Here is a 23,533-nt window from a genome sequence, read left to right on the forward strand (position 1 = left end):
GCCTCCCGTTCAGTTTCGAGGCGCGGGTTATCCTTGGGCGATGCTGTTCCTTGCCTCCCAATCCCCGCGGCGCGCCGAGCTGCTGGCCCGCCTCGGCCTGGCGTTCGAGCCCTTGTCCCTGGAGATCCCCGAACAGCGCCGGCCCGACGAAGCCGCGCTGGACTACGTGCGTCGCGTGGCCCTGGAAAAGGCCCGGGCCGGCCTGGAACGGGTGCGTGAACGCGAGGATGCGGTGGTCCTGGGGGCGGATACCGAGGTGATCCTGGACGACGTGGTGTTCGGCAAGCCGGCCGATGCGGCGGATGCCGAGGCGATGCTGGCGCGGCTGTCCGGGCGCACCCACACGGTGGCCAGTGCGGTCGCGGTGGTCACGGCGCGGCGTCAGGCGCAGGTGCTGGACCTGTCGGAGGTCCGCTTCGCCACCCTGGGCGCGCAGGCCATCGCCGACTACGTGCGCAGCGGCGAGCCGATGGGCAAGGCCGGGGCCTATGCGATCCAGGGGCGCGGGGAGGCCTTCATCGCCCACCTTTCCGGCAGTCATTCGGGTGTAATGGGATTGCCGCTGCATGCGACGGCGAACCTGCTCACGCAATTCGGAGTGCTTTGATGTCGGAGGAGATCCTGGTCAACGTCACCCCGCGGGAAACGCGGGTGGCGGTGATCGAAAACGGGATGCTGCAGGAACTGCACATCGAGCGTGGCTGGCGCCGCGGCATCGTGGGCAACATCTACAAGGGCCAGATCCAGCGGGTGATGCCGGGCATGCAGGCCGCCTTCGTCGAGATCGGCCACGACCGCGCGGCCTTCCTGCACGCCAGCGACATCGTCCGCGCCGCGCCCCCGGCCGCGGTCGCGGCCGGCGAGGAGGTGCCGCTGCCGCCGTCCGCGCCGGCGTCGATCCATGAGCTGGTGCGCGACGGTCAGGACGTGGTGGTGCAGGTGGTCAAGGACCCGATCGGCACCAAGGGCGCGCGCCTGACCACGCAGATCTCCATCCCGTCGCGCTACCTGGTGCTGATGCCGCAGTCCAAGGTGATCGGGGTGTCGGCGCGGATCGAGGACGAGGCTGAGCGGGCCCGGCTCAAGGGCCTGGTGAGCGACCTGGCCGCCCAGCACGGCCACATGGGCTACATCGTGCGCACCAACGCCGAGGGCCAGCCGGCCGAGGCGCTGGCCGAGGACGTGGCCTATCTGTCGCGCGTGTGGAACGTGATCAATCGCCGCGTGGGCGAGATGGCGCCGCGCGCGCTGCTCTATGAAGACCTCAGCCTGCCGCTGCGTGCGGTCCGCGACCTGATCCGCAAGGACGTGGAGCGGGTCAAGGTGGATTCGCGCGAGACCTACGAGCGCCTGCAGGCGTTCGTGGCCAAGTACATGCCGCCGCTGGCCGAGAAGCTGGAGCTGTACTCGGGCGACCGGCCGATCTTCGACCTGTACGGGGTCGAGGACGAGATCGGCCGCGCCCTGGACAAGCAGGTACCGCTGAAGTCCGGCGGCTATCTGGTCATCGACCAGACCGAGGCGATGACCACCATCGACGTCAACACCGGCTCGTTCCTGGGCCAGCGCAACCTGGAGGAGACCGTCTACCGCACCAACCTGGAGGCGGCGCAGGCGGTGGCCCGGCAGCTGCGGCTGCGCAACCTTGGCGGCATCATCATCATCGACTTCATCGACATGTCCGATGCCGAGCACAAGCGCCAGGTGCTGCGCACGCTGGAGAAGGGCTTGGCGCGCGACCACGCCAAGACCACGGTGTACGACTTCTCGCCGCTGGGCCTGGTGGAGATGACGCGCAAGCGCACCGTCGACAGCCTGGCGCGCCAGCTGTCCGAGCCCTGCGGCGCCTGCGGCGGCCGCGGCATGGTCAAGACCGCCGAGACGGTGACCTACGAGATCTTCCGCGAGATCACCCGTGCCACGCGCCAGTTCGAGGCGGCGCGCCTGCTGGTGATCGCCTCGCCCAAGGTGGTCGCGCGGATCACCGACGAGGAGTCCCAGGCGGTGGCCGAGCTGGAGGAATTCCTGGGCAAGTCGATCCGCCTCCAGGCCGATGCCGAGTACCTGCAGGAACAGTTTGATGTCGTGCTGCTCTGAGGCCGTGACCCGGGATCGGGTCGCCGGAACCAGGCAGAGCAGGTTGGGCCAGAGGGTGTTGCGGGTTCGGCCGGCTTTCGGCATGGGCTCGCGGATTCGGGCGCGCGCGCGCTCCATCCTTCCGTTCGTGGGTACCGCGTCCCGGCGCATTTGTGGTTGCCTCCCGTCTTCCCTGATCCCGGCTTCCCCCTGATGCCGCTTGCCTTTCACCATCGCCTGCGCGTGCTGCGTCGGTTGGCGTGGTATGCACTGGCCGGTGGGCTGGTGGTGGTCGCGCTGGTGCTGGGCGTGCTCAGTCAGCTGCTGCCGCTGGCGCAGCGGCATCCCGACAAGGTGGCGGCCTGGCTGAGCCAGCAGGCGGGTCGGCCGATCAGTTTCGATGCCCTGCACACCGCCTGGACGCGGCGCGGCCCGCTGCTGCAGTTCGACGGCCTGCATGTGGGGCCCAAGGGGCCGGGCGAGGGCGTGGATATCGGCCAGGCCGAGGTGCTGGTCTCGCTCTATGCCGGCCTGCTGCCGGGCCGCGCCTTCACCGAGCTGCGCCTGCGCAACCTGGCGCTGGAGGCCGAGCGCGCCGACGACGGCAGCTGGTCGATCCGTGGCTTCCCCGGGCAGAAGACCCGCGGCGATCCGTTCGACGCGCTCAACGGCCTGGGCGAGCTGCAGGTGGTCGATGGCCGCCTGCGGGTGATCGCACCGTCGCTGGGCCTGGACCTGCAGCTGCCGCATGTGGACCTGCGCCTGCGGGTGCAGGGCCGTGACGTGCACGCCGGCGCCCGGCTGCGCGAGCGCGTGGGCGGCACCCCGATCGACCTGGCACTGCTGTTCGACCGCGAGCGCGGCGACGGCCGCGCCTATCTGGAAGCCCGGGCGTTGCGCCTGGCCGACTGGCCGGCGCTGTCCAGCCTGGCGGGCCTGCGCCTGCAGGGTGGGCAGGGCGACGTGCGCGCATGGGCGCGCCTGAGGGCCAAGCGCCTGCAGCAGGCGCAGGTCGACCTGGACCTGCGCCAAGTCCGGCTGGGCGCGAATGACGGGCGCGGTGAGGTGGCCTTCGACCAGGTGCGCGGCCTGGCCCGGGTGGAGGTGCAGCGCGACGGCTGGCGGCTGGACGTGCCGCAGCTCACGCTGGGTAAGGTCGGCACCGGACAGGGCGTGCGCGGGCTGACGCTGGCCGGGGGGGCGCGCTCGGCGCTGCTGGCCGACACGGTGCAGGCCGAGCCGTTGCTGCAGGTGCTGGCGCTGCACGACCGCGTCGCGCCCGGCCTGCGCGACTGGCTGCGCCAGGCCCGCCCGCAGGTCGGCCTGTCGCGGGTCAGCGCCGCCGGCACCCTGCAAGGGCCGCTGCGCCTGCAGGCGCGGGTCGATGGCCTGGCGTTCGCGCCGGTCGGACACGCGCCGGGGCTGTCGGGCCTGGGCGGCGAGCTCACCGGCGATGCGCAGGGCGTGGCGCTGGCGCTGGACCCGGCGCTGCCGTTCAAGTTCGACTGGCCGGCCGGCTTCGGCGTGGTCCATCCGGCCACGTTGCACGGCACGCTGGCGGCCTGGCGCGAGGGCGAGGGCTGGAAGGTCGGCACGCCGTCGCTGGTGGTGGACGGGCCGGACTTCGGCGTGACCGCGCGCGCCGACATGTGGTTCCAGAACGACGGCACCCGGCCGTGGCTCAACGTCGCCGCCCAGGTGCACGACACGCCGGTGCCGGCCGCGCGCGGCTTCTGGGTGCGCCACCTGATGTCCAAGCCGGCGCTGGAGTGGCTGGATCGGGCGATGCAGGGCGGCATGGTGCGCAACGGCACCGGCCTGGTCGGCGGCGATCTGGACGACTGGCCGTTCGTGCATCAGCAGGGGATCTTCGATGCGCAGGCCGACATCGAGCAGGGGCGCATCCGCTTCCAGCCCGACTGGCCGGACATGACCGAACTGGACGCGCACGTGCGCTTCCTCGGCAATGGCTTCTCGCTGGAAGGCAAGGGCCGGCTGGGCGAGGTGCCGGTGTCGCGCCTGCAGGCCGGCATCGCCGACTGGCACGAGACGCTCCTGAAGGTCGATGCCGAAGGCGGCGACGATGCCGCGCGCCTGCTGGCGCTGCTGCGCCAAAGTCCGCTGCAGCAGCGCTACGGCGCGGCGATGAAGGGGCTGAGCGTGTCCGGCCCGGCCAGGGTGCGGTTCGGCATGACCCTGCCGCTGCGCGGCGGCGCGCAGCCGGAGGTCAACGGCGAGGTGCTGCTGGACCGCGCGCAGCTGGCGGACAGCACCTACGACCTGGCCTTCACCGATGCGCGCGGCACGGCGACGTTCTCGCAGGGCGGGTTCGACGCGCCGCAGCTGGACGTGCTGCGTGCGGGAGCGCCGGCCCAGCTGGCCTTGCGTGCGGGCGACGCCGTGCAGGACGCCTCGCACGTGTTCGAGGCGCGCCTGGCCGCGCCATTGACCGCGGCCGAACTGCTGGCCCGCGTGCCCGACCTGAGCTGGTTGAACAACTATCTGCAGGGCCGCTCGCCCTGGACCATCGATGTCGGCGTGGGCGCGGTGCCGCAGGGCGGCGGCGATCCCCCCGTCACCGTCACCGCGCAGTCCGACCTGACCGGCACCACGCTCAAGCTGCCGGCGCCGCTGGACAAGCCGGCCGCGCGCGCGCTGCCGGCCACTGTGGCGATGCAGATGCCGCTGGAACAGGGCCGGGTGGACGTGAGCTTCGGCCGGCTGATGGCGCTGCGCGCGCAGCCGCGCGCGGGCGCCACCGGCGTGCGCGTGGACCTGGGCCGCGCGACGATTTCGCAGCCGGTCCCGGCCAGCGGCCTGAGCGTGGGCGGCACCGCGCCGGTGCTGGATGCGGCCGGCTGGATCGCGGTGGCGCGCGCCTCGGGCAGCGCGCCGGCCGACGATCCGCTGGTCAAGGCCGGCGCGGCCGCCGCGCCGCTGACCAGCCCGCAGGCCGGCGCGCCGCCACCGCCGCCCAACAGCCAGCCGCTGGCGCTGCGCGGGATCGACCTGACCGCGCAGAGGCTGCTGCTGATCGGCGCGGCCTTCCCCAACACCCGCGTGCAGCTCAGCCCGGCCCGCGCCGCGCTGGACGTCAGGCTCTCCGGCGATGCGCTGGCCGGCCACGTGCACGTGCCGGACGATGCCAACGCCACCATCGAAGGCCAGCTCGACCGGCTGTACTGGGCCTCGGCCACGCCCGCGGATCCGACCAACGCCGCGACCCGGCCGGCGACCTCGCCCGACGGCTCGACCCCGATCGAGGACGACCTGGACCCCACCGCGCTGCCGCCGCTGTCGCTGCAGGTCGGCGATCTGCGCTTCGGCGATGCCAAGCTGGGCCAGACCACGCTGCGCACCCGCAAGGTGCCCGGCGGCCTGCATATCGACACCCTGCAGATGCGCGCGCCGCAGCAGAAGATCGACGTCACCGGCGACTGGACCGGGCGCGGGCGCGGCGCGCGCACGCATCTGCAGGTGCAGGTGGACAGCGGCGATGTCGGCACGCTGATGGACGGGCTGGGATTCACCGGCCGGGTGCGCGGCGGCCACGGCAAGGTCGGCCTGGACCTGGCCTGGCCGTCGAGCCCGGCCGGCTTCACCCTGGCCGGGCTGGATGGCAGCGCACGCTTCGATATCCACGACGGCGCGCTGCTGGAAGTCGAACCCGGCGCCGGCCGCGTCCTGTCCTTGTTCAGCCTGACCCAGCTCCCCAAGCGGCTGATGCTGGATTTCCGCGATTTCTTCTCCAAGGGCCTGGCCTTCAACCAGGTCAAGGGCGAAGTGGACCTGGGCGGCGGCCAGGCCAGGACCGACGACACGGTCATCAACGGCTCGGCGGCCGAGATCCGCATCACCGGCAGCACCGACCTGAAGGCGCAGACCTTCGACCAGACCATCCACGTGCTGCCGCGCTCGGGCAACCTGCTCACCGTCGTCGGCGCCGTCGCCGGTGGCCCGGTCGGCGCGGCGGTGGGCGCGGCGGCCAACGCCGTCCTGCGCAAGCCGCTGAGCGAGGTGGGCGCCAAGACCTACCACGTCACCGGCCCCTGGAAGGACCCGGACGTGCAGGTCACCGAACACAACGAAGCCGCACCCGCGTCGGCGCCCGCGGCCACGCCACCGGCACCCACGCCAACGCCCACGCCGTAAGCGCGCGGCTTGCAATCGTCCCCCACACCCCGATCATTGCTGCCATGACCTCATCTGCCACCGCCCTCGCCGAATCGCGCCTGCTGCTGCCCGCAGGCCTGGACCAGACCGGACTGGACCGTGCCTTCGGCACGCTGCTCGGACCGGGCATCGATTTCGGCGACCTGTACTTCCAGCACACCCGGCGCGAGAGCTGGACGGTGGAGGACGGCATCGTCAAGGACGGTGCGCATTCGATCGAGCAGGGCGTCGGCGTGCGCGCGATCTCCGGCGAGAAGACCGGCTTCGCCTACTCGGACGACATCAACGCGGCCGCGCTGCTGACCGCCGCCGGCTCGGCGCGGGCGATCGCGCGCGACGGCGCCAGCCATGCTCCGCGCGCCCTGGTGCGCGGCACCGGCCGGGCGCTGTACGCGCCGGAGGATCCGGTCGATGCGATGGACAACGACGCCAAGGTCGCCGCGCTGCGTGCGGTCGACCGGCTGCTGCGCGCGGCCGATCCGCGCGTGCAGCAGGTCAGTGTGAGCCTGTCAGGCGGCGTGGACACCGTGCTGGTCGCGCGCAGCGACGGCGTGCTGGCCTCGGACGTGCGCCCGCTGGTGCGGCTGAACATCCAGGTGATCGTCGAGCAGAACGGCCGCCGCGAGTCGGGCTATGCCGGCTACGGCGGGCGCTATTCCTATGCGCAGCTGCTGGCCGACGGCAAGCCGGAGGAGTTCGCGCGCGAGGCGCTGCGCCAGGCGCTGGTCAACCTGGAGGCGGTCGACGCCCCGGCCGGGGTGATGCCGGTGGTGCTGGCCTCGGGCTGGCCGGGCGTGCTGCTGCACGAGGCCGTCGGCCACGGTCTTGAAGGCGACTTCAACCGCAAGGGCACCAGCGTCTACGCCGGCCGCATCGGCCAGCAGGTCGCCGCGCGTGGCGTGACCATCGTCGACGACGGCACGCTGGAAGGCCGGCGCGGCTCGCTCAACATCGACGACGAGGGCCAGCCGACCCAGTGCACCACGCTGATCGAGGACGGCGTGCTGGTCGGCTACATGCAGGACAGCCTCAACGCGCGCCTGATGGGCATGGCGCCGACCGGCAACGGTCGCCGCGAATCCTTCGCCCACCTGCCGATGCCGCGCATGACCAACACCTACATGCTCGCCGGCCAGCACGAGCCGGAGGAGATGATCCGCTCGGTCAAGAAGGGCTTGTATGCGGTCAACTTCGGCGGCGGCCAGGTCGACATCACCAGCGGCAAGTACGTGTTCTCGGCGACCGAGGCCTACCTGATCGAGGACGGCAAGGTCACCGCGCCGGTCAAGGGCGCCACGCTGATCGGCAACGGCCCGGAGACCATGCAGAAGGTGCGCATGGTCGGCAACGACCTGGCGCTGGACGCCGGCGTGGGCGTGTGCGGCAAGGACGGCCAGAGCGTGCCGGTGGGCGTGGGCCAGCCATCCCTGCTGATCGACGGGCTGACCGTGGGCGGCACGCAGGCGTGAGGGGAGCGGCTTGCTTCCCTTCTCTCACCGCGACGGTGTGCCGTCTGGGGAACAGGTGTCCGCAGCGCGGATGAGGGCGCGGGACGTGCTTCAGTCACTGTGCGCGTGCCGTGCCCTCACCCCGACCCCTCTCCCTGGGGGAGCGGGGCTAGTCGTCGAGCGCGTCGTCGCCGTTCGCGTCGGCTGCGTCGATCAGGCCGCGGATCTCGCGATACAGCTCGCGGTAGGACGCCGGCGGCTTGTTCTTCCTGCGCTCCTCGGCGACGTTGCGCACCAGCTGGCGCAGGCGCTGGCGGTCCGCGTCCGGGAAGGCGTCGACCAGCTGGGTCAGCGCCTCGGGGTCGTCCAGCAGGCGCTCGCGCCAGCTTTCGGCCTGGTGCATCAGGCCGGTCTCGCGGCGCGCGGCGTCGCCGCCAGCGTCCAGCGCGTCGCGGATCGCCTCCAGCGTCGCGTCGTCCTCCTTGCGCATCTGCTTGGCCAGGTACTGCAGCTGGCGCTTGTGCGCGATGTGCGAGGTGACCTTCTGCGTGTCGCGCACGTGCTCGGCCAGTTCCTCGCTCATCGGCAGCTGGGCCAGGCGCGCGGGCGGCAGCGCCACCAGCTGTTCGGCCAGGGCGCGAACCTCCAGCGCGTCCTGCCGCTGTTGGGTGCGGCTGGGGCCGTAGAACTCGCCGGTTTCCGGATCGCGTCCGCGCATCTCACACTTCTCCACGAGTCGGCGCGCGCAGCGCGCCGGATCAATCGAAATCGAATCAATAGGATAAGCCATTGAACGCCATCGCTTCCCCCGTGCATGACGACAGCAACGCGCGCCTGGACCATCTGACGCGCCTGTCCGAGCGCCTGCTGGACATGGCCCGCGCGCGCGGCGCCAGCCAGGCCGAGGTCAGCTGCAGCGAGGATCGCGGCCTCAACGTCAACGTGCGCCTGGGCGAGGTGGAGACGGTCGAATCCACCCAGGACCGCGCCATCGGGGTGACGGTCTACTTCGGCCAGCGCAAGGGCAGCGCCAGCACCGCCGACCTGCGCGAGGACAGCCTGGCCGCCACGGTCGAACAGGCCTGCGCCATCGCGCGCTACACCGAGGACGATGCGGCCGCCGGCCTGGCCGACGCCGCGCGCATGGCCACCGCCTTCCCGGACCTGGACACCTGGCATCCGTGGGAACTTGACGCCGACACCGCCATCGACCTGGCGCTGGCCTGCGAGGCGGCCGGACGCGAAGCCGATCCACGCATCAGCAACTCCGACGGCGCCTCGGTCGGCAGCGGCTACGGGCTGTCGGTGTACGCCAATTCGCACGGCTTCATCGGGCGCGAGCGCGGCACGCATCATTCGATCAGCTGCGCCCTGATCGCCGGCACCGGCGAAGGCATGCAGCGCGACGGCTGGTACACCACCGCGCTGGCGCGCGATCGGCTGCAGGCGCCGCAGGCCGTCGGCCTGCGCGCCGCGCAGCGCACCGTGGCGCGCCTGGCGCCGCGCGACCTGGCCACCGGCCAGTATCCGGTGCTGTACAGCGCCGAGGTCGCGCGCTCGCTGATCGGCCACCTGCTCGGCGCGGTCAGCGGCGGGGCGCTGTACCGCAGGGCCAGCTTCCTGCTCGATCGCGCCGGCACGCAGGTGTTCCCGGACTGGTTCTCGATCGAGGAGCGCCCGCTGCTGCGCGGCGGACTGCGCTCGGGCAGCTTCGATGCCGAAGGCGTGGCCACGGTCGATTCGGCGCTGGTCGCCAACGGGGTGCTGCAGCGTTACGTGCTGGGCAGCTATTCGGCGCGCAAGCTCGGCCTGAGCAGCACCGGCAACGCCGGCGGCGTGCACAACCTCATCGTGTCCAGCAATGCCGGCGACCTGCCCGCGATGCTGCGCGACATGGGCACCGGCCTGCTGGTCACCGAACTGATGGGGCAGGGCGTCAACGGCGTCACCGGCGACTACTCGCGCGGCGCGGGCGGGTTCTGGATCGAGAACGGCGAGATCGCCTATCCGGTGGACAACGTCACCGTAGCCGGCAACCTCAAGGACATCTTCGCCGCGATCGAGGCGGTCGGCAGCGATATCGACCCGCGCTCGCACATCGCCATGGGTTCGGTCCTGGTGGGCAAAATGACCGTGGCCGGGAGCCAGTAAGCCGCAAGCCGGTACGTGAACAGGGCGCCTGGAGCCGAGTGACCACAAATCACTTGCCCATCACATCACTGACGTGCAATGTCGCCAGCGCCGCAACGGCGTGACTGAGGCTCCGACCACACCGGGTCGGCCCGGACAGGGGACATCATGAAGCGACTTCTCTGCCTGCTGGCCTTGGGCTGGCTGCTCTGCCTTTCGACGACCGCCTTGGCGGCCGATGGCCACGTCGCGCTGGTCAAACACGTGGACGGCAGCGTCCGCGTGATCCGCGCCTCGGGCAGCCTCGGTGCCAGCGGGGGTACCCAGCTGCTGGTGTCCGACCGGCTCGTCGCCGGGCCCGGCGCATCGGCCTCGATCGTGTTCCGCGATGGCACCCTGCTCACGCTCGGCGCCGGCGCCGACGTGCTGCTGCGCGACTATCTGTTCGAGCCCAAGGACGACGCGTTCTCCTTCTCGCTGTATCTGAACAAGGGCGCGGCGATCTACGAGTCCGGCAAGATCGGCAAGCTCAAGCCCGAGGCGGTGAAGATCGATACACCGACCGCCACGGTCGGCGTGCGCGGCACGCGCCTGCTGATCGAGGCGGACTGAACGCCATGACGTGTTCGATGCGCAACGCCTGGATGCGGGTCGCCGTGCTGTGTGCCGCCCTCGGTCTGGGCGCCTGCGCGTCCACCCCGACCCGGGTGACGCTGCTGCCGGACCACGACGGCAAGGTCGGCGCGCTGGTGGTGTCCACCCCGCAGGGCCAGCAGCGCATCGACCAGGCCTACGCCACGGTCAGCGTCGGCGACGCCAAGGCCCGGCCCGGCGCGCCGCGCGGGCAGGACCAGGCGGCGTTCGAGCAGGCCCATCGCGCGCTGCTGGATGCCCAGCCCACGCCGCCACGCAGCTTCGTGCTGAACTTCCGGTTCGACAGCATGGAGCTGACGCCGGAGTCGAAGAAGCAGCTGCCCGGCGTGCTCGAGGTCGTGCGCGGACGCCTGCCGACCGAGGTCACGGTGTTCGGCTACGCCGATTCGTCCGGCACCGCCAAATACAACATGGACCTGTCCGAGCAGCGCGCCCGCGCCGTGGCCAGGCTGCTCAAGCAGATCGATCCGGACCTGCCGGTCGAGGTGCGCTGGTTCGGCGACAAGGTGCCGCTGGTGCCGACGCGGCCGGGCGTGCCGGAACAGCGCAACCGGCGCGCCGAGATCTTCGTTCTCTAGACGGGCGCCCGACGATGCAGCTCGCGCCCGCCCTGACCGGTTTCCCGCAGCGCCAACGGGTCGGGTTCCTGTTGCTGGCCGTCCTGCTGGCGGCGGCCATGGTCGCCACCAGCCTGTGGCAGGACGCGCCGGCGGCGCGGCTGGATCGCGCGCTGCTGGACCGGTTGCTGGTCCACGCCGCCTCCGGCGTGCAGGCGCCGGACGCGGTGGTGGTGGACATCGACGAGGTCAGCCTGGCCGCGGTCGGACAGTGGCCGTGGCCGCGTTACCGCCTGGCCACGCTGATCGAGCGCGTCGCGGCGCAGCACCCCGCGGCCATCGCGCTGGACGTGCTGCTGCCCGAAGCCGACCGCACCTCGCTGACCGACATCCAGCAGACCTTCAAGCGCGATTTCGACCTGGACGTGCGCTTCGCCGGCGTGCCGGCCGGACTGCTGGACAACGACGGCTATCTGGCCCAGGTGATGGCGCGGCACGAGGTGGTCGGCGCGCGCTACTTCTACTTCGACCACGCCACCGACGCCGCCGCGCCGGCGCGCCCGGGCGTGGGCTTCGACGGGCGCCTGGACCTGCTGCATCTGGCGCAGGCGCCCGGGGTGCTGGACAACGTGGCGCCGATCGCCGCGCGCACGCGCACCGCCGGCTTCGTCAACATCCGCGTCGACGACGATGGCCAGCTGCGCCGCGCGCCGCTGCTGATCGCCCACCGCGGGGTGCTGCACGCCAGCCTGGCGCTGGCCGCGACCATGCAGGCGCTGGGCGTGCGCGGCGGCCATGTCGAACGCGACCGCGACGGCCTGTCGCTGCGCATCGGCAGCCACCGCGTGCCGATCGATGCCTCGGGCAACGCCAGGCTGCGCTTCAACGGCGGGCCGGCGCAGTACGCCAGCCTGCCGGCGGTGGAGGTGCTGGCCGGGCGCGCGCGCGAGCAGGACCTGCGCGGCAAGATCGTGTTCATCGGCTCCTCCGCCGTGGGCCTCAACGACCTGCATCGCACCGCGCTGGACCGCGACTTCTCCGGCGTCAAGCTGCAGGCGGCGCTGGCGCAGAACCTGATGGACGGCAATGCGGTGCGTCTGCCGGCCTGGGGCCCGGGCGCGGCGCTGCTGACCAGCGTGCTGGGTGCGCTGCTGCTGGCCTGGATGTTTGCCGCCGGACGCGGGCTGGGCCTGCTGTCGGCGCTGGCCGTGCTGATGGCCGCGGGCCTGCTGGCGCTGACGGCGGCGGTGTTCGCGCGGACCGGGATGTTCCTGCCGACCGGCGCGCCGCTGCTGACCCTGGGTCTGCTGCTGGCGCTGTGCTTCATCCTGCGCATGGCGACCCAGCACCGCCGCGCCCAGCGTTGGCGCCGGGAGCTGGAGAACGCCCGCCAGGTCACCATCGAGTCGATGGCCGCGGTGGCCGAGACGCGCGATCCGGAGACCGGCGCGCACATCAAGCGCACCCAGCACTATGTGCGCGCCGTGGCCCGGCAGCTCCAGCGCAGCGGTCACCACACCGACATCCTCACGCGCGAGTACATCGACCTGCTGTTCCTGTCCGCGCCGCTGCACGACATCGGCAAGGTCGGCGTGCCGGACCACATCTTGCTCAAGCCTGGGGCCCTGACCGCCGAGGAACTGGTGATCATGCGCCGCCATGCCGAGTACGGCCGCCAGATCATCCTCAGCACGGCCGGGCGGATCGAGGGCGACAACTTCCTGCTGATCGCCGGCGACATCGCCGCGACGCACCACGAGAAGTGGGACGGCAGCGGCTACCCCGCCGGCCTCAAGGGCCAGGACATCCCGCTGGCCGGCCGCATCATGGCCGTGGCCGACATCTACGACGCGCTGATCAGCCGGCGCTGCTACAAGGATCCGTTCCCGCACGCGCGGGCCAAGGCCATGATGCTGGAGCTGCGCGGCACGACGTTCGACCCGGTGGTGCTGGACGCGTTCTTCCAGATCGAGGCCGAGGTGCTGCAGATCGCCGCGCGCTATCGTGACGAGGACGACGCGCCGGACGCGGACTGGGACGACACGCTGGACGGGCTGGATGACCGCAGCCGGCCCCAGGCCACGTAAGCTGTTCAGGAGCCGACCGGAACCGCCGGCCCGATCCTTCCACCCTGCACCTGCGAGAAACGCCCATGAACGAGTTCGAGAACGTCACCGCTCCGCCGCCACCGCCGGCGGGCGCTCCATCGGCCGAGGACCGGCAGTGGGCCATGTTCGCCCATCTCTCGGCGCTGCTCGGCGGGCTGTTGACCTCCGGCTGGCTGGCCAGCCTGGGCTGCGTGATCGGCCCGCTGATCATCTGGCAGATCAAGAAGGACACGCTGCCCTTCGCCGCCGACCAGGCCAAGGAGGCGCTGAACTTCAACATCACCGTGGCCATCATCATGCTGGTGCTGACCCTGATCGGCCTGGTCACGCTGGGCATCGGTTTCATCGTGACCGGCCCGCTGATGCTGCTGGTGGGCATCGCCGCGCTGGTGTTCATCATCATCGCCGCGATCAAGTCCAACAACGGCGAGGCCTACCGCTATCCGTTCGCGCTGCGCCTGATCAAGTAAGGTGCGATGAAAGAGCCCCGCCAATGCGGGGCTCTTTCGCGTTGCATCATCCGCTTCATTGAACGCCAACCATGGATTGCGGCATGCAGGACTTTGATGACTCCGGGCTCGCGCCGATAGCCGGCACGCCAAGCAAGGAGGCGCGCGTTCTGGCGGCATTGGGCCATGCCATCGCATTTTCTGGTTTGTTTACGTGGGGCGTCGGCAGCCTGCTTGGGCCGTTACTGGTATGGGCGGCCTATCGCGATGTGATGCCTTTCGTGGGTGGCCATGCCCGGGAAGCGCTCAACTTCAATCTCACCGTGTTGCTGGTCTGTGCGGTGCTCGCGGTGCCGGCGCTGGTGATCTTCGGCGCTGGCTTGCTGTTTGTGCCGCTGATCCTGATCGTCGTGTTCGGCTGGCTTGTACTGACATTCTTTGCCATGTTGAAAGCGGGTTTAGGGCTGGCATACCGCTATCCGTTCGCACTGCGCCTGATCAGGTAATCGCGCTTTTCGCAGGCGATGGACGACAGCAGCCCGGATCCGGCCAGGCCTTCTCATGTCCGTTACCGGGAGGGAGGCCGCGCTTTGGGCCTGCCCGCACCTGAATCCGTCGCACCCTCGGTCAACGGCGCGTGGGCCGCAGCCGTTTGCTTGGGTTGAATCCGCCCGAGACCTGCGCCCATGACCCGCCAGCATGCCGTCAGTGCCGCCAATCGCTTCGGCCTGGGTGCCCGCCCTGGCGAGCTGTCCGGGCTGGACGATCCCCAGAGCTGGCTGCTGGCCCAGCTACGCCCGGCGCCCGTGCCCGCCGCATTGGCCGCGCTGCCGGGCAGCCTGGATTACCTCCAGCAAGACATCGCCCTGCAGCAGGCCCGGCGCGAGGCCAAACGCGAGGGTCGCGAGCAGCCCAAGTCGCTGGCCAGGACGCTGCGCCAGGGTCAGCTGGGCGAACTCACCGCGCGCTACCGGGTGGCCGTGGACAGCCAGGCCAGCTTCGTCGAGCGGATGGTGCGGTTCTGGTCCAACCACTTCGCCGTGTCGGTGGACAAGCGCGTGGCCGCGCCCTACGCCGCGCCCATGGAGCGTGAGGCCATCCGCCCGCACGTCACCGGCCAGTTCGGGCAACTGCTCCTGGCGGTGGAGACGCATCCGGCGATGCTGCGCTTCCTGGACAATGCCCGGTCGGTCGGCGCGGATTCGATGCTGGCCCAACGGGTGCGCCGGCGCGACCCGGACAAGGCGCCCGGGCTCAACGAGAACCTGGCCCGCGAGATCCTCGAGCTGCACACCGTCGGTGCCAATGGCGGCTATACGCAGGCCGATGTGACCGAGTTCGCAAAGGCCATCACCGGCTGGGGCGTGCCGGGCCCGCAGGACTTCCGCCGCGGCGGCGTGGAAAGCGCTTTCGTGTTCCGCCCCGCCGCGCATGAGGAAGGCGCGCGCACGGTGATGGGCAGGCGCTATGCGCAGTCGGGCATGGCCCAGGGGCGCGCCATCCTGGCCGATCTGGCGGTGCATCCGGCCACGGCGCGGCATGTGTCCACCAAGATCGCGCGGCACCTGATCCGCGACACGCCGCCGCCGGCGGTGATCGAGGCGATGTGCCAGGCTTGGGCCAGGACCGATGGCGACCTGGCGGCCGTCTACACCGCGCTGATCCGCCACCCCGCCGCCTGGGACGCGCAGGCGCGCAAGTTCAAGACGCCCGACGACTACGTGGTCTCCGCGTTGCGCGCCGGCGGCGCGCTGGACGATCGCCGGCCGCAGGCGCTGGTCGCGCTGCTGGGGCGCATGGGGCAGCCGCCGTTCACGCCGCGCTCGCCGGCGGGCTTCGAGGACGATGCGGCCCAGTGGAGCGGCCCGGACGCGCTTTGGAAGCGCGTGCAGAGTGCGCAGGCGCTGGCCGAGGCCGTGCCCGAGGAACGGCTCGATCCACTGCGCACCGCGCAGATCGTCTTCGCCGACACGCTCGATGGCGACACCGCGACCATGCTCCGGCGCGCCGAGTCGCCGCGCGACGGTCTGGCGCTGCTGTTCGCCAGCCCTGCTTTCCAGTGGCGGGCCTAGGGCTGATCTCGCCCTTCGGTGTGTAGGCCTGAACTGTCTTCCGCGAAAGGTCCGATCGTCATTCCCGCGCAGGCGGGAATCCATGGACGTCGAGGTCGGACATGTCATCAACCCCAAGCACCACGATCCTGCTGAGAGGCCACGCATGAAACTCACCCGACGCGCCTTCCTTGGCGCCGCTGGCGCGATGACCACGCTGACGCTGTGGCCGTCCATGGGCCTGGCCGCGCAGCGTGTCGATGACACGCGTCTGCTGGTGGTGCTGCTGCGCGGCGGGCTGGACGGCCTGCATGCGCTGGTGCCCAGCGACGACCCCAGTTACCGCAGCCTGCGCCGGGACATGACGCCGGGCGATACGCTGAAGCTGGATGGCCAGTTCGGTCTGCATCCTTCGCTGGCCTTCGCGTACCAGCTCTACGGGCAGCGGCAGCTGCTGCCGGTGGTGGCGATCGCACCGCCTTACCAGCAGCGCTCGCACTTCGAGGCGCAGGACTGCCTGGAGAACGGCAGCGCCCGCCCCAGCGGCGCCAGCACCGGCTGGCTCAACCGCTGCGCCGGCGCGATGGCCGGCACCGAGGCGCTTTCGATCACCAGTGTGATGCCGCTGATCATGCGCGGCCCCGGCGATGCGTCCACCTGGTCGCCGCCGCTGCCCGAGGAGGTCAATCCCATCCTGCTGCAGCGGCTGCAGGACCTGTACGCGCGCGATCCCGCGCTGGCAAGCAGCTTCCAGCGCGCTGTGGCGACGCAGGGCGCTGGCGAGGGCGGTGGCGAAGGCGGTGGCGAAGGCGGCGGCAAGGGGCGCATGGCGGCGGCCACGGCCGCGGCGGCGCGCTTCATGTCCCAGCCCACCGGGCCGCGCATCGGCTTCGTCGAGGATTCCGGCTGGGACACCCACGCCGCCGAGGCGGCGATCCTGAAGAACAAGCTGACCGAACTGGACAACGGATTGCGCGCCTTCCACGACGGCGCACAGGACATCTGGGCCAGGACCGTCGTGGTGGTGGTGACCGAGTTCGGCCGCACCGCCAAGGTCAACGGCACCGGCGGCACCGATCATGGCACCGGCGGCCTGGCCCTGCTGGCCGGCGGCGCCGTGCGCGGCGGCCGCATTGCCGGCGACTGGCCCGGCCTGTCCCAAGGCGCTCTGAACGAAGGCCGCGACCTGCGCGTCACCACCGACATGCGCGCCCTGTTCAAGGCCGTGCTGGCCGGTCACCTGCGCGTGGACCAGGGCAAGCTGGAGACCGTGGTGTTCCCCGGCAGTGGCAGTGTGCGGGGGATGGAGGGATTGCTGGCCTGACGACACCCGTCTGGCCCGCGTGGGGACGGACGGTGGCGTGTCCTCAAGGAGGCCGGCTTAAAGACTCAATGCCCGCGCCGCACGGTCAGCTCGCCCAGCGCGGCCAGCGCGTTGGCGCGTTCGCCGAAGGGGGCAAGCAGGTCGCGCATCTGCACGGCCAGTTCGTCGAGCCGGGCCTTGGCGCCGTCCATGCCGAGCAGGGCGGGGTAGGTGGACTTGTCTTGGGCGGCGTCCTTGCCGGCGGTCTTGCCGAGGGTCTCGGAGCTGGCTTCGACATCGAGGATGTCGTCGCGCACCTGGAAGGCCAGGCCGAGCGCGTCGGCGAAGCGGTCCAGGCGCTGCAGCGTGTCCGCGTCCGCGCCGCCGGCCAGCGCGCCCAGCCGCACGCTGGCGCGGATCAGCGCGCCGGTCTTGAGCGCGTGCATGTGCTGCAGCGCGGACAGCGACTGCTGCTGGCCGGTGGCGTCGATGTCCAGCGCCTGGCCGCCGCACATGCCGGCCGCGCCGCTGGCGGTGGCCAGCGCGCGCAGCCAGGCCACGCGCAAGGCCGGATCGGCGTCGCTGTCGGCGAGCACTTCGAAGGCGCGCGTCTGCAGCGCATCGCCGGCCAGGATCGCGGTGGCTTCGTCGAAGGCCACGTGCACGGTCGGTCGGCCGCGGCGCATCGCGTCGTCGTCCATCGCCGGCAGGTCGTCGTGCACAAGCGAATAGGCGTGGATCAGTTCCACTGCCGCGGCCGGCGCATCGAGCGCGGCTTCATCGGCGCCGGTCAGCGTGCCGGCCGCGTAGACCAGCAGCGGGCGCATGCGCTTGCCGCCGCCGAGCACGGCGTGGCGCATCGCCGCATGCAGGCGCTGGGGCGCGAGGTCAGGAGCGGGCAGCGCCGCTTCCAGCGTCAGTTCGACGCGCCGTGCCCAGCGCGCGAATGCGGGCTCACTGCCCATCGGGCAGGGGCGCGAAGGGCTCGGCAGTCTCGGGGCGGTCCGGATCGGTGAGCAGGCGCACGCGCAGCTCGGCCTGCTCCAGCGCCGTGCGGCAGCTGCGGTACAGGCCGACGCCGCGCTCGTAGGCGGCCAGCGACTCTTCCAGGCTCAGGTCGCCCTGTTCCATGCGCGCGACCAGCTGTTCCAGCTCGTCCAGCGATTGCTCGAAATGCGCCACGGGCGAGGCGTCGGCGGTCGGTTTCTTGGCCATGGGCAAAGTGTGCGGGCCGCGTCGCGAAGGGTCAATCAAACGCCGTCCGGCGGCGTCCAGCGCAGCCGCGCATCGCGCGCGTCCAGCCAGGCCTGGAACGCGCCGGAGAGGATGCGCTCACCCATCGCCAGCACGCGGCCTTCGCCATCGCGCAGCAGCGGCAGCTGCGCACGCTGCCACGGCGGGATGCCTGCCTCCTGCAGCACGTGCTTGAGCGCATGCGAGTGCGTCCGCCCGGCCAGCTCGATGCGCTCGCCGCCCTGGCGCGCGCCGACCTGCACCGGGGCGTCGAACACCGCGCCGTGCAGCCCAAGCTCGCCGCCGCCGGGCAGCGCCAGCGGCGCATCGCCGCGCCAGAGCACCCGCCAGCCGCGTGGCAGCGGCACCGGCACGCGGCCGGCGTGCAGCAGGTCGCGCCAGCGCTGCAGGCGCGCATCGCCCCAGTCGAAACGCGCCTGCGCGTCGCCCCCGGCGCCCAGCAGGCTGGTCTCCAGCTGGGCGATGCCCTGCGCCGGCAGCGGCGGCAGGCCCAGCGAGGCGATCCAGCGACGCACGGCGCGCGCCCGCGCATCGGGCGTCAGCGCGCGCAGTGCGGGCACCGACAGCAGGTGCGTGTCATCGGTGCGCACGCGGTCCAGCGCCTCCTGGTCCAGCTGCTGCAGCAGCGCGTCGGCCTGCGCGCTCAGCGCGGCACTGCGCGCCAGCGCGGCGTCGGCGTGCGGCCAGCGCTCGCGCAGCAGGGGCAGCACGCGATGGCGCAGGAAGTTGCGGTCCAGCGCGGCGTCGGCGTTGCTGGGGTCCTCGATCCAGTGCAGGCCGTGGGCCTGCGCGTAGGCCAGGATCGCGCAGCGCGGCAGGTCGAGCCACGGCCGCCACAGCTGCCCCTGCGCGAACGGGCGCAGCGGCCGCATCGCCGCCAGGCCTTCGGGACCCGAGGCGCGCAGGGCCCGCAGCAGGAAAGTCTCGGCCTGGTCGTCGCGGTGATGGGCGGCGACGAGCAGCTCGCCCGGGCGCAGGACGCGGGCGAAGGCGGCGTGGCGTGCGCGGCGCGCGGCGGCTTCCAGTCCATCACCGGCGCGCTCGACGATGACGCGTTCGACCTGCAGCGGCAGCCGCAGCCGCGCGCACAGCGCCACGCAGTGCGCTTCCCAGGCGTCGGCGTCGGCCTGCAGGCCGTGGTGCACGTGCACGGCGCGCACGCGGCCGGGCCAGGCCGCGGCCAGTGCGTGCAGCAGGGCGGTGGAATCCAGCCCGCCGCTCAGCGCCACGCACAGCGACGTCGCCGGCTCGGAGGCGGGCAGGGCGGCGAGCAGATCGGTCGGTGAGGCCATCGGACGATGGTGCCACGCAGGCCACGGCGCGGCGACGCGCTTGAGCGGCCCTGCTGGACGCAGCGGAAGGGACACATGAAGCAGCGTGCCTCGATCTTCCGTTCGCGCATGTTCGTCGTGACGGTCGAGTGCCGTGTTCGATGGCAGCGGGCCACCTTGGCGCAAGCAATCCCGGGAGGCATCGGCGGATGACCGATGCCCGTATCCAGCATCCAGGTCCGGTCGTCGGCGCACGGGGCAGACGACATGGAAGTTCCCCCATCCGGCCCGCGTCGGTCTCGCCGCGCGAGACGCCGCCCCGCTACAGTGGCACCCGGTTTTCTCCAGGAACGCTTCATGGCCAAGGCCGCCCCCAAGGCCCGCACCGCCTACGTCTGCGGCGAATGCGGCGCCGAATACAGCAAGTGGCAAGGCCAGTGCACCGAATGCCATGCCTGGAACACCCTGAGCCAGATCGTGCTGGAGCCGGCCGCCACTGCCGCGCCGGCCGCCGCGCGCCGCACCGGCTGGGCCGGCAAGACCGAGGCGCCGAAGATCACCGCGCTCAAGGACGTGCGCAGCAGCGAGGAGGTGCGCGTGTCCACCGGCATCGGCGAGTTCGACCGCGTGCTGGGCGGCGGCCTGGTCGAAGGCGCGGTGGTGCTGGTCGGCGGCGATCCGGGCATCGGCAAGTCGACGCTGCTGCTGCAGGCCCTGGCGCGCATGGCCGCCACCCTGCCGGTGCTGTATGTCACCGGCGAGGAATCGCTGGCCCAGGTCGCCGGCCGCGCCCTGCGCCTGGACCTGCCGCTGGACGGTCTGCACGCGCTGGCCGAAACCGGGATCGAATCCATCCTCCAGCACGCCTCCACCGCGCGCCCGAAGCTGATCGTGGCCGACTCGGTGCAGACGCTGTGGACCGAGTCGCTGACCGCCGCGCCCGGTTCGGTCAGCCAGGTGCGCGAGAGCGCCGCGCGCCTGGTCCGCTACGCCAAGGAGACCGGCACGGCGGTGTTCCTGGTGGGCCACGTCACCAAGGAAGGCGGCATCGCCGGCCCGCGCGTGCTCGAGCACATGGTCGATGCGGTGCTGTACTTCGAGGGCGAGTCGGGCAGCCGCTTCCGCGTGCTGCGCGCGTTCAAGAACCGCTTCGGCGCGGTCAACGAGCTGGGCGTGTTCGCCATGGGCGACAAGGGCCTGAAGGAAGTGCCCAATCCGTCCGCGATCTTCCTGTCCGGCGGCAGTACCCGGCAGCCCGGCAGCTGCGTGATGGTCACCCGCGAGGGCACGCGTCCGCTGCTGGTGGAAGTGCAGGCTCTGGTCGATGCCTCGCCGCTGTCCAATCCGCGCCGCGTCGCCGTGGGCCTGGAAGGCAACCGCCTGGCGATGCTGCTGGCGGTACTGCATCGCCATGGCGGAGTGGTGGTCGGCGACCAGGACGTCTTCATCAACGTGGTCGGCGGCATCCGCGTGCAGGAGACCGCGGCCGACCTGCCGGCGCTGCTGGCGGTGCTGTCGTCCCTGCGCGACACGCCGCTGGCCGAGAAGACCATCGCCTTCGGCGAGGTCGGCCTGTCCGGCGAGATCCGCCCGGTGCCCAACGGCGAGGACCGCCTGCGCGAGGCCGCCACCCACGGCTTCAGGCGCGCCATCGTGCCCAAGGGCAACGCCCCCAAGGCCACGGCGATCAAGGGCATGGAAGTCGTCGCCGTCGAACGCCTCGCCGACGCCCTGGAAGCGGCATTCGGCTGAGTCTTCGCCTCGGCCGGAGCGCAGCGCAGGCAGTGCTTGCACAGTAGGCGTTCCGCCTGTCGAGCGCTTGGCTGTGGGAGCCTGCTTGGTGGGAGCCGCCATGGCGGCCATGAGGCTTTACCGGGAACGCCTCCATCGCCGCCAGGGCGGCTCCCATGGGCGCTGGAAAGCGAAAGGCCGCGGTATCCGCGGCCTTTCGTGTGTTGCTTGGGAGCGCGTGGCGATCAGGCCAGGCCGGCCTGCTTCATCACTTCGGCGGCGTAGTCTTCCACCACCTTCTCGATGCCTTCGCCCACGGCCAGACGCTTGAAGCCGACCACCTCGGCGCCGGCGGCCTTGAGGACCTGCTCGACGGTCTGGTTGGTGTCCAGCACGTAGGGCTGGCCGTACAGGGTCACTTCGCTGACGATCTTGTTGATCTTGCCGCTGATGATCTTTTCCAGGATCTCGGCCGGCTTGGACTTGTCCTTCTCGGACATCTTGGCCAGTTCGATTTCCTTTTCCTTGGCGACGAAGTCGGCCGGCACGTCAGCGGCCTTGTTGTACGGCGGGTTCATCGCGGCCACGTGCATGGCCAGGCCACGGGCCAGGTCGGCGTCGCCGCCCTTGACCTCGACCAGCACGCCGATCTTGCCGCCGTGGACGTAGGCGGCCACGTTGTTGGCGCTGTCGACGGCGACCAAGCGACGGATCTGCATGTTCTCGCCGAGCTTGGCGATGGCGGCGGCGCGGGCTTCCTCGACGGTCTCGCCGGACGGCAGCTTGGCCGACTTCAGCGCATCCACGTCGGCGGCGCCGGAGGCCAGGGCGGCCTGGGCGACGGCGTCAGTGAAGGCGACGAAGTTGCTGTCCTTGGCGACGAAGTCGGTCTCGGAGTTGATCTCCACCAGCACGGCCTTGCCGCCGTCCTGCGCCGCGGCGATGCGGCCTTCGGCGGTGACGCGGTCGGCCTTCTTGTCGGCCTTGGCCAGGCCGGACTTGCGCAGCCACTCGGCGGCGGTGTCGATGTTGCCTTCGTTCTCGGTGAGCGCCTTCTTGCACTCCATCATGCCGGCGCCGGTGCGCTCGCGCAGTTCCTTGACCAGGGAAGCAGTGATTTCCACGGTGATGACCTCAGTTGGGAATGGGGTGGACGGCGCAGGCGCCGATCCTTGAAGCGACAGCGGCGGAGCCTTGGCTCCGCCGCCCTGAGCCGGCGCACAGTGGCGCGCCGGCGTTGCACGGCCGTGACGCCTTAGGCGGCGGCTTCGTCGCTCTTGCGGCCACGACGGGCCGGCTTGGCCTCGGCGGCGTTGCCTTCGCTGAACTCTTCCTCGCGCACGGTGGCCGAGTTCGGGGAAGCGGCCTTGCCTTCCAGCACGGCGTCGGCGGCGGCGCGGGCGTACAGCTGCACGGCGCGGATGGCGTCGTCGTTGCCCGGGATGGCGTAGTCGACCAGGGCCGGGTCGTAGTTCGAGTCGACCACGGCGACCACCGGGATGCCGAGCTTCTTGGCTTCCTTGATGGCGATGTCCTCATGGCCGATGTCGATGACGAACAGGGCGTCGGGCAGACGGTTCATCTCCTTGATGCCGCCCAGCGAAGCCTGCAGCTTGTCGCGCTCGCGGCGCAGGCCCAGCACTTCGTGCTTGACCAGCTTCTCGAAGGTGCCGTCGGTCTCGGCCGCTTCCAGTTCCTTCAGGCGGGCGACCGACTTCTTCACGGTGGCGAAGTTGGTCAGCGAGCCTCCCAGCCAGCGCTGGGTCATGTACGGCATGCCGCAACGCTCGGCCTCTTCCTTGATGGCTTCGCGGGCCGAACGCTTGGTGCCGACGAACAGGATGGTGCCGCGCTTCTGGGCGATGGCGCTGATGAAGTTCATCGCGTCGACGAACAGCGGCAGGGTCTTTTCCAGGTTGATGATGTGGATCTTGCCGCGGGCGCCGAAAATGTACGGGGCCATCTTCGGGTTCCAGTAGCGGGTCTGGTGACCGAAGTGCACGCCGGCTTCCAGCATCTGGCGCATGGTGATCTGGGACATCGTGAAAAACTCCAAGGCAATGGAACCGGCCGCGCGCTTGGGATGCGGCACTGATGGTTCCGGGGTTGGGCCTCCCTGCGGCGTCCGTGGCCGAACCTTCAACGAAGGCACCCCGGCACGGGCTGTGGCAGCAGGTGTGTATTCGCCGGTGACGCCCGGCGTGGGCGGTGTCCGCAGGGCCAGGGGCCTCGCAGAGCCGGAGGATTATAGCCGGCGTGGGCGGCGTGGCGCAAACCGCGCCATCGCGGGTCAGGCGAGCAGCGGGCAGGCGGTGATCAGGATGACGA

The 23,533-nt window shown here is 71.2% G+C and carries 19 protein-coding genes; 13 read left to right on the forward strand and 6 right to left on the reverse strand.

All coding sequences use genetic code 11. From position 1 onward, the window contains the following. Positions 1 to 40: 40 nt before the first annotated feature. The 4 genes from LAJ50_RS08180 (at position 41) to tldD (ending at position 7,718) form a co-directional block, all read left to right on the forward strand. Positions 41 to 607: a Maf family nucleotide pyrophosphatase gene (locus LAJ50_RS08180; RefSeq protein WP_130552703.1), complete on the forward strand. Its 567-nt coding sequence runs from the start codon at positions 41 to 43 to the stop codon at positions 605 to 607. Then, positions 607 to 2,097, forward strand: a complete 1,491-nt coding sequence (rng, locus tag LAJ50_RS08185) for a ribonuclease G (RefSeq protein ID WP_138654762.1) — start codon at positions 607 to 609, stop codon at positions 2,095 to 2,097. The genes LAJ50_RS08180 and rng overlap by 1 nt, the downstream gene beginning before the upstream one ends. Before the next feature lie 192 nt (positions 2,098 to 2,289). Beyond that, positions 2,290 to 6,228 (forward strand): YhdP family protein, encoded by a 3,939-nt coding sequence (locus LAJ50_RS08190; RefSeq protein ID WP_224096520.1) that lies wholly within the window; start codon positions 2,290 to 2,292, stop codon positions 6,226 to 6,228. Positions 6,229 to 6,272: 44 nt separating this feature from the next. Beyond that, the gene (tldD, locus tag LAJ50_RS08195; RefSeq protein WP_138655286.1) at positions 6,273 to 7,718 is read left to right on the forward strand and encodes a metalloprotease TldD; all 1,446 of its coding nucleotides are present in this window, start codon (positions 6,273 to 6,275) and stop codon (positions 7,716 to 7,718) included. A gap of 148 nt (positions 7,719 to 7,866) precedes the next feature. On the opposite strand, the gene yjgA is transcribed toward tldD, so the two are convergent. After that, entirely contained in the window at positions 7,867 to 8,415 is a 549-nt protein-coding gene (yjgA, locus tag LAJ50_RS08200; protein ID WP_130552699.1) for a ribosome biogenesis factor YjgA, read from the reverse strand. Between the two features lie 71 nt (positions 8,416 to 8,486). Here yjgA and pmbA point away from each other — a divergent pair, with 71 nt between their 5' ends. From pmbA to LAJ50_RS08240, 8 genes are all read left to right on the forward strand, one after another. Continuing rightward, positions 8,487 to 9,848 carry a metalloprotease PmbA gene (pmbA, locus tag LAJ50_RS08205; protein WP_138655288.1) on the forward strand — a complete coding sequence of 454 codons (1,362 nt, stop codon included), beginning with the start codon at positions 8,487 to 8,489 and terminating at the stop codon, positions 9,846 to 9,848. A gap of 147 nt (positions 9,849 to 9,995) precedes the next feature. Further along, positions 9,996 to 10,439, forward strand: coding sequence for a FecR family protein (locus LAJ50_RS08210; RefSeq protein WP_138655290.1), 444 nt, complete (start codon positions 9,996 to 9,998; stop codon positions 10,437 to 10,439). Positions 10,440 to 10,444: 5 nt separating this feature from the next. Next, complete coding sequence (locus LAJ50_RS08215; protein ID WP_130552696.1) at positions 10,445 to 11,059, forward strand: OmpA family protein; 615 nt, start codon at positions 10,445 to 10,447, stop codon at positions 11,057 to 11,059. Positions 11,060 to 11,073: 14 nt separating this feature from the next. Next, positions 11,074 to 13,125, forward strand: a complete 2,052-nt coding sequence (locus tag LAJ50_RS08220; RefSeq protein ID WP_138655292.1) for a CHASE2 domain-containing protein — start codon at positions 11,074 to 11,076, stop codon at positions 13,123 to 13,125. A 65-nt stretch (positions 13,126 to 13,190) separates the two neighbouring features. After that, positions 13,191 to 13,616: a DUF4870 domain-containing protein gene (locus LAJ50_RS08225; RefSeq protein WP_138655294.1), complete on the forward strand. Its 426-nt coding sequence runs from the start codon at positions 13,191 to 13,193 to the stop codon at positions 13,614 to 13,616. An 83-nt stretch (positions 13,617 to 13,699) separates the two neighbouring features. Next, positions 13,700 to 14,101, forward strand: coding sequence for a DUF4870 domain-containing protein (locus LAJ50_RS08230; RefSeq protein WP_138655296.1), 402 nt, complete (start codon positions 13,700 to 13,702; stop codon positions 14,099 to 14,101). 180 nt (positions 14,102 to 14,281) lie between these two features. Next, a complete protein-coding gene (locus tag LAJ50_RS08235) occupies positions 14,282 to 15,667 on the forward strand; it encodes a DUF1800 domain-containing protein (protein WP_138655298.1) in 1,386 nt (461 codons plus the stop codon). 145 nt (positions 15,668 to 15,812) lie between these two features. Then, entirely contained in the window at positions 15,813 to 16,970 is a 1,158-nt protein-coding gene (locus tag LAJ50_RS08240) for a DUF1501 domain-containing protein (protein WP_138655300.1), read from the forward strand. A gap of 65 nt (positions 16,971 to 17,035) precedes the next feature. Here LAJ50_RS08240 and LAJ50_RS08245 read toward each other — a convergent pair whose 3' ends face one another. The 3 genes from LAJ50_RS08245 to tilS are packed head-to-tail and all read right to left on the reverse strand — an operon-like array spanning position 17,036 to position 19,495. Beyond that, complete coding sequence (locus LAJ50_RS08245; protein ID WP_138655302.1) at positions 17,036 to 17,914, reverse strand: polyprenyl synthetase family protein; 879 nt, start codon at positions 17,912 to 17,914, stop codon at positions 17,036 to 17,038. Further along, on the reverse strand, positions 17,904 to 18,164 hold the full coding sequence (locus LAJ50_RS08250; protein WP_130552688.1) for an exodeoxyribonuclease VII small subunit: 261 nt from the start codon (positions 18,162 to 18,164) through the stop codon (positions 17,904 to 17,906). Before LAJ50_RS08250 ends, LAJ50_RS08245 begins: the two co-directional genes overlap by 11 nt. Before the next feature lie 35 nt (positions 18,165 to 18,199). After that, on the reverse strand, positions 18,200 to 19,495 hold the full coding sequence (gene tilS / locus LAJ50_RS08255; protein ID WP_224096521.1) for a tRNA lysidine(34) synthetase TilS: 1,296 nt from the start codon (positions 19,493 to 19,495) through the stop codon (positions 18,200 to 18,202). Between the two features lie 336 nt (positions 19,496 to 19,831). On the opposite strand from tilS, the gene radA reads away from it, so the two are divergent. Then, positions 19,832 to 21,226, forward strand: a complete 1,395-nt coding sequence (gene radA, locus LAJ50_RS08260) for a DNA repair protein RadA (RefSeq protein WP_138651232.1) — start codon at positions 19,832 to 19,834, stop codon at positions 21,224 to 21,226. A gap of 224 nt (positions 21,227 to 21,450) precedes the next feature. Here radA and tsf read toward each other — a convergent pair whose 3' ends face one another. Both tsf and rpsB read right to left on the reverse strand, forming a co-directional pair. Then, the gene (tsf, locus tag LAJ50_RS08265) at positions 21,451 to 22,329 is read right to left on the reverse strand and encodes a translation elongation factor Ts (RefSeq protein WP_130552685.1); all 879 of its coding nucleotides are present in this window, start codon (positions 22,327 to 22,329) and stop codon (positions 21,451 to 21,453) included. A gap of 131 nt (positions 22,330 to 22,460) precedes the next feature. Further along, positions 22,461 to 23,246, reverse strand: a complete 786-nt coding sequence (gene rpsB / locus LAJ50_RS08270) for a 30S ribosomal protein S2 (RefSeq protein WP_130552684.1) — start codon at positions 23,244 to 23,246, stop codon at positions 22,461 to 22,463. Positions 23,247 to 23,533 lie beyond the last annotated feature (287 nt).

This window comes from Pseudoxanthomonas sp. X-1 (assembly GCF_020042665.1).
Classification (GTDB): Bacteria; Pseudomonadota; Gammaproteobacteria; order Xanthomonadales; family Xanthomonadaceae; genus Pseudoxanthomonas_A; species Pseudoxanthomonas_A spadix_A.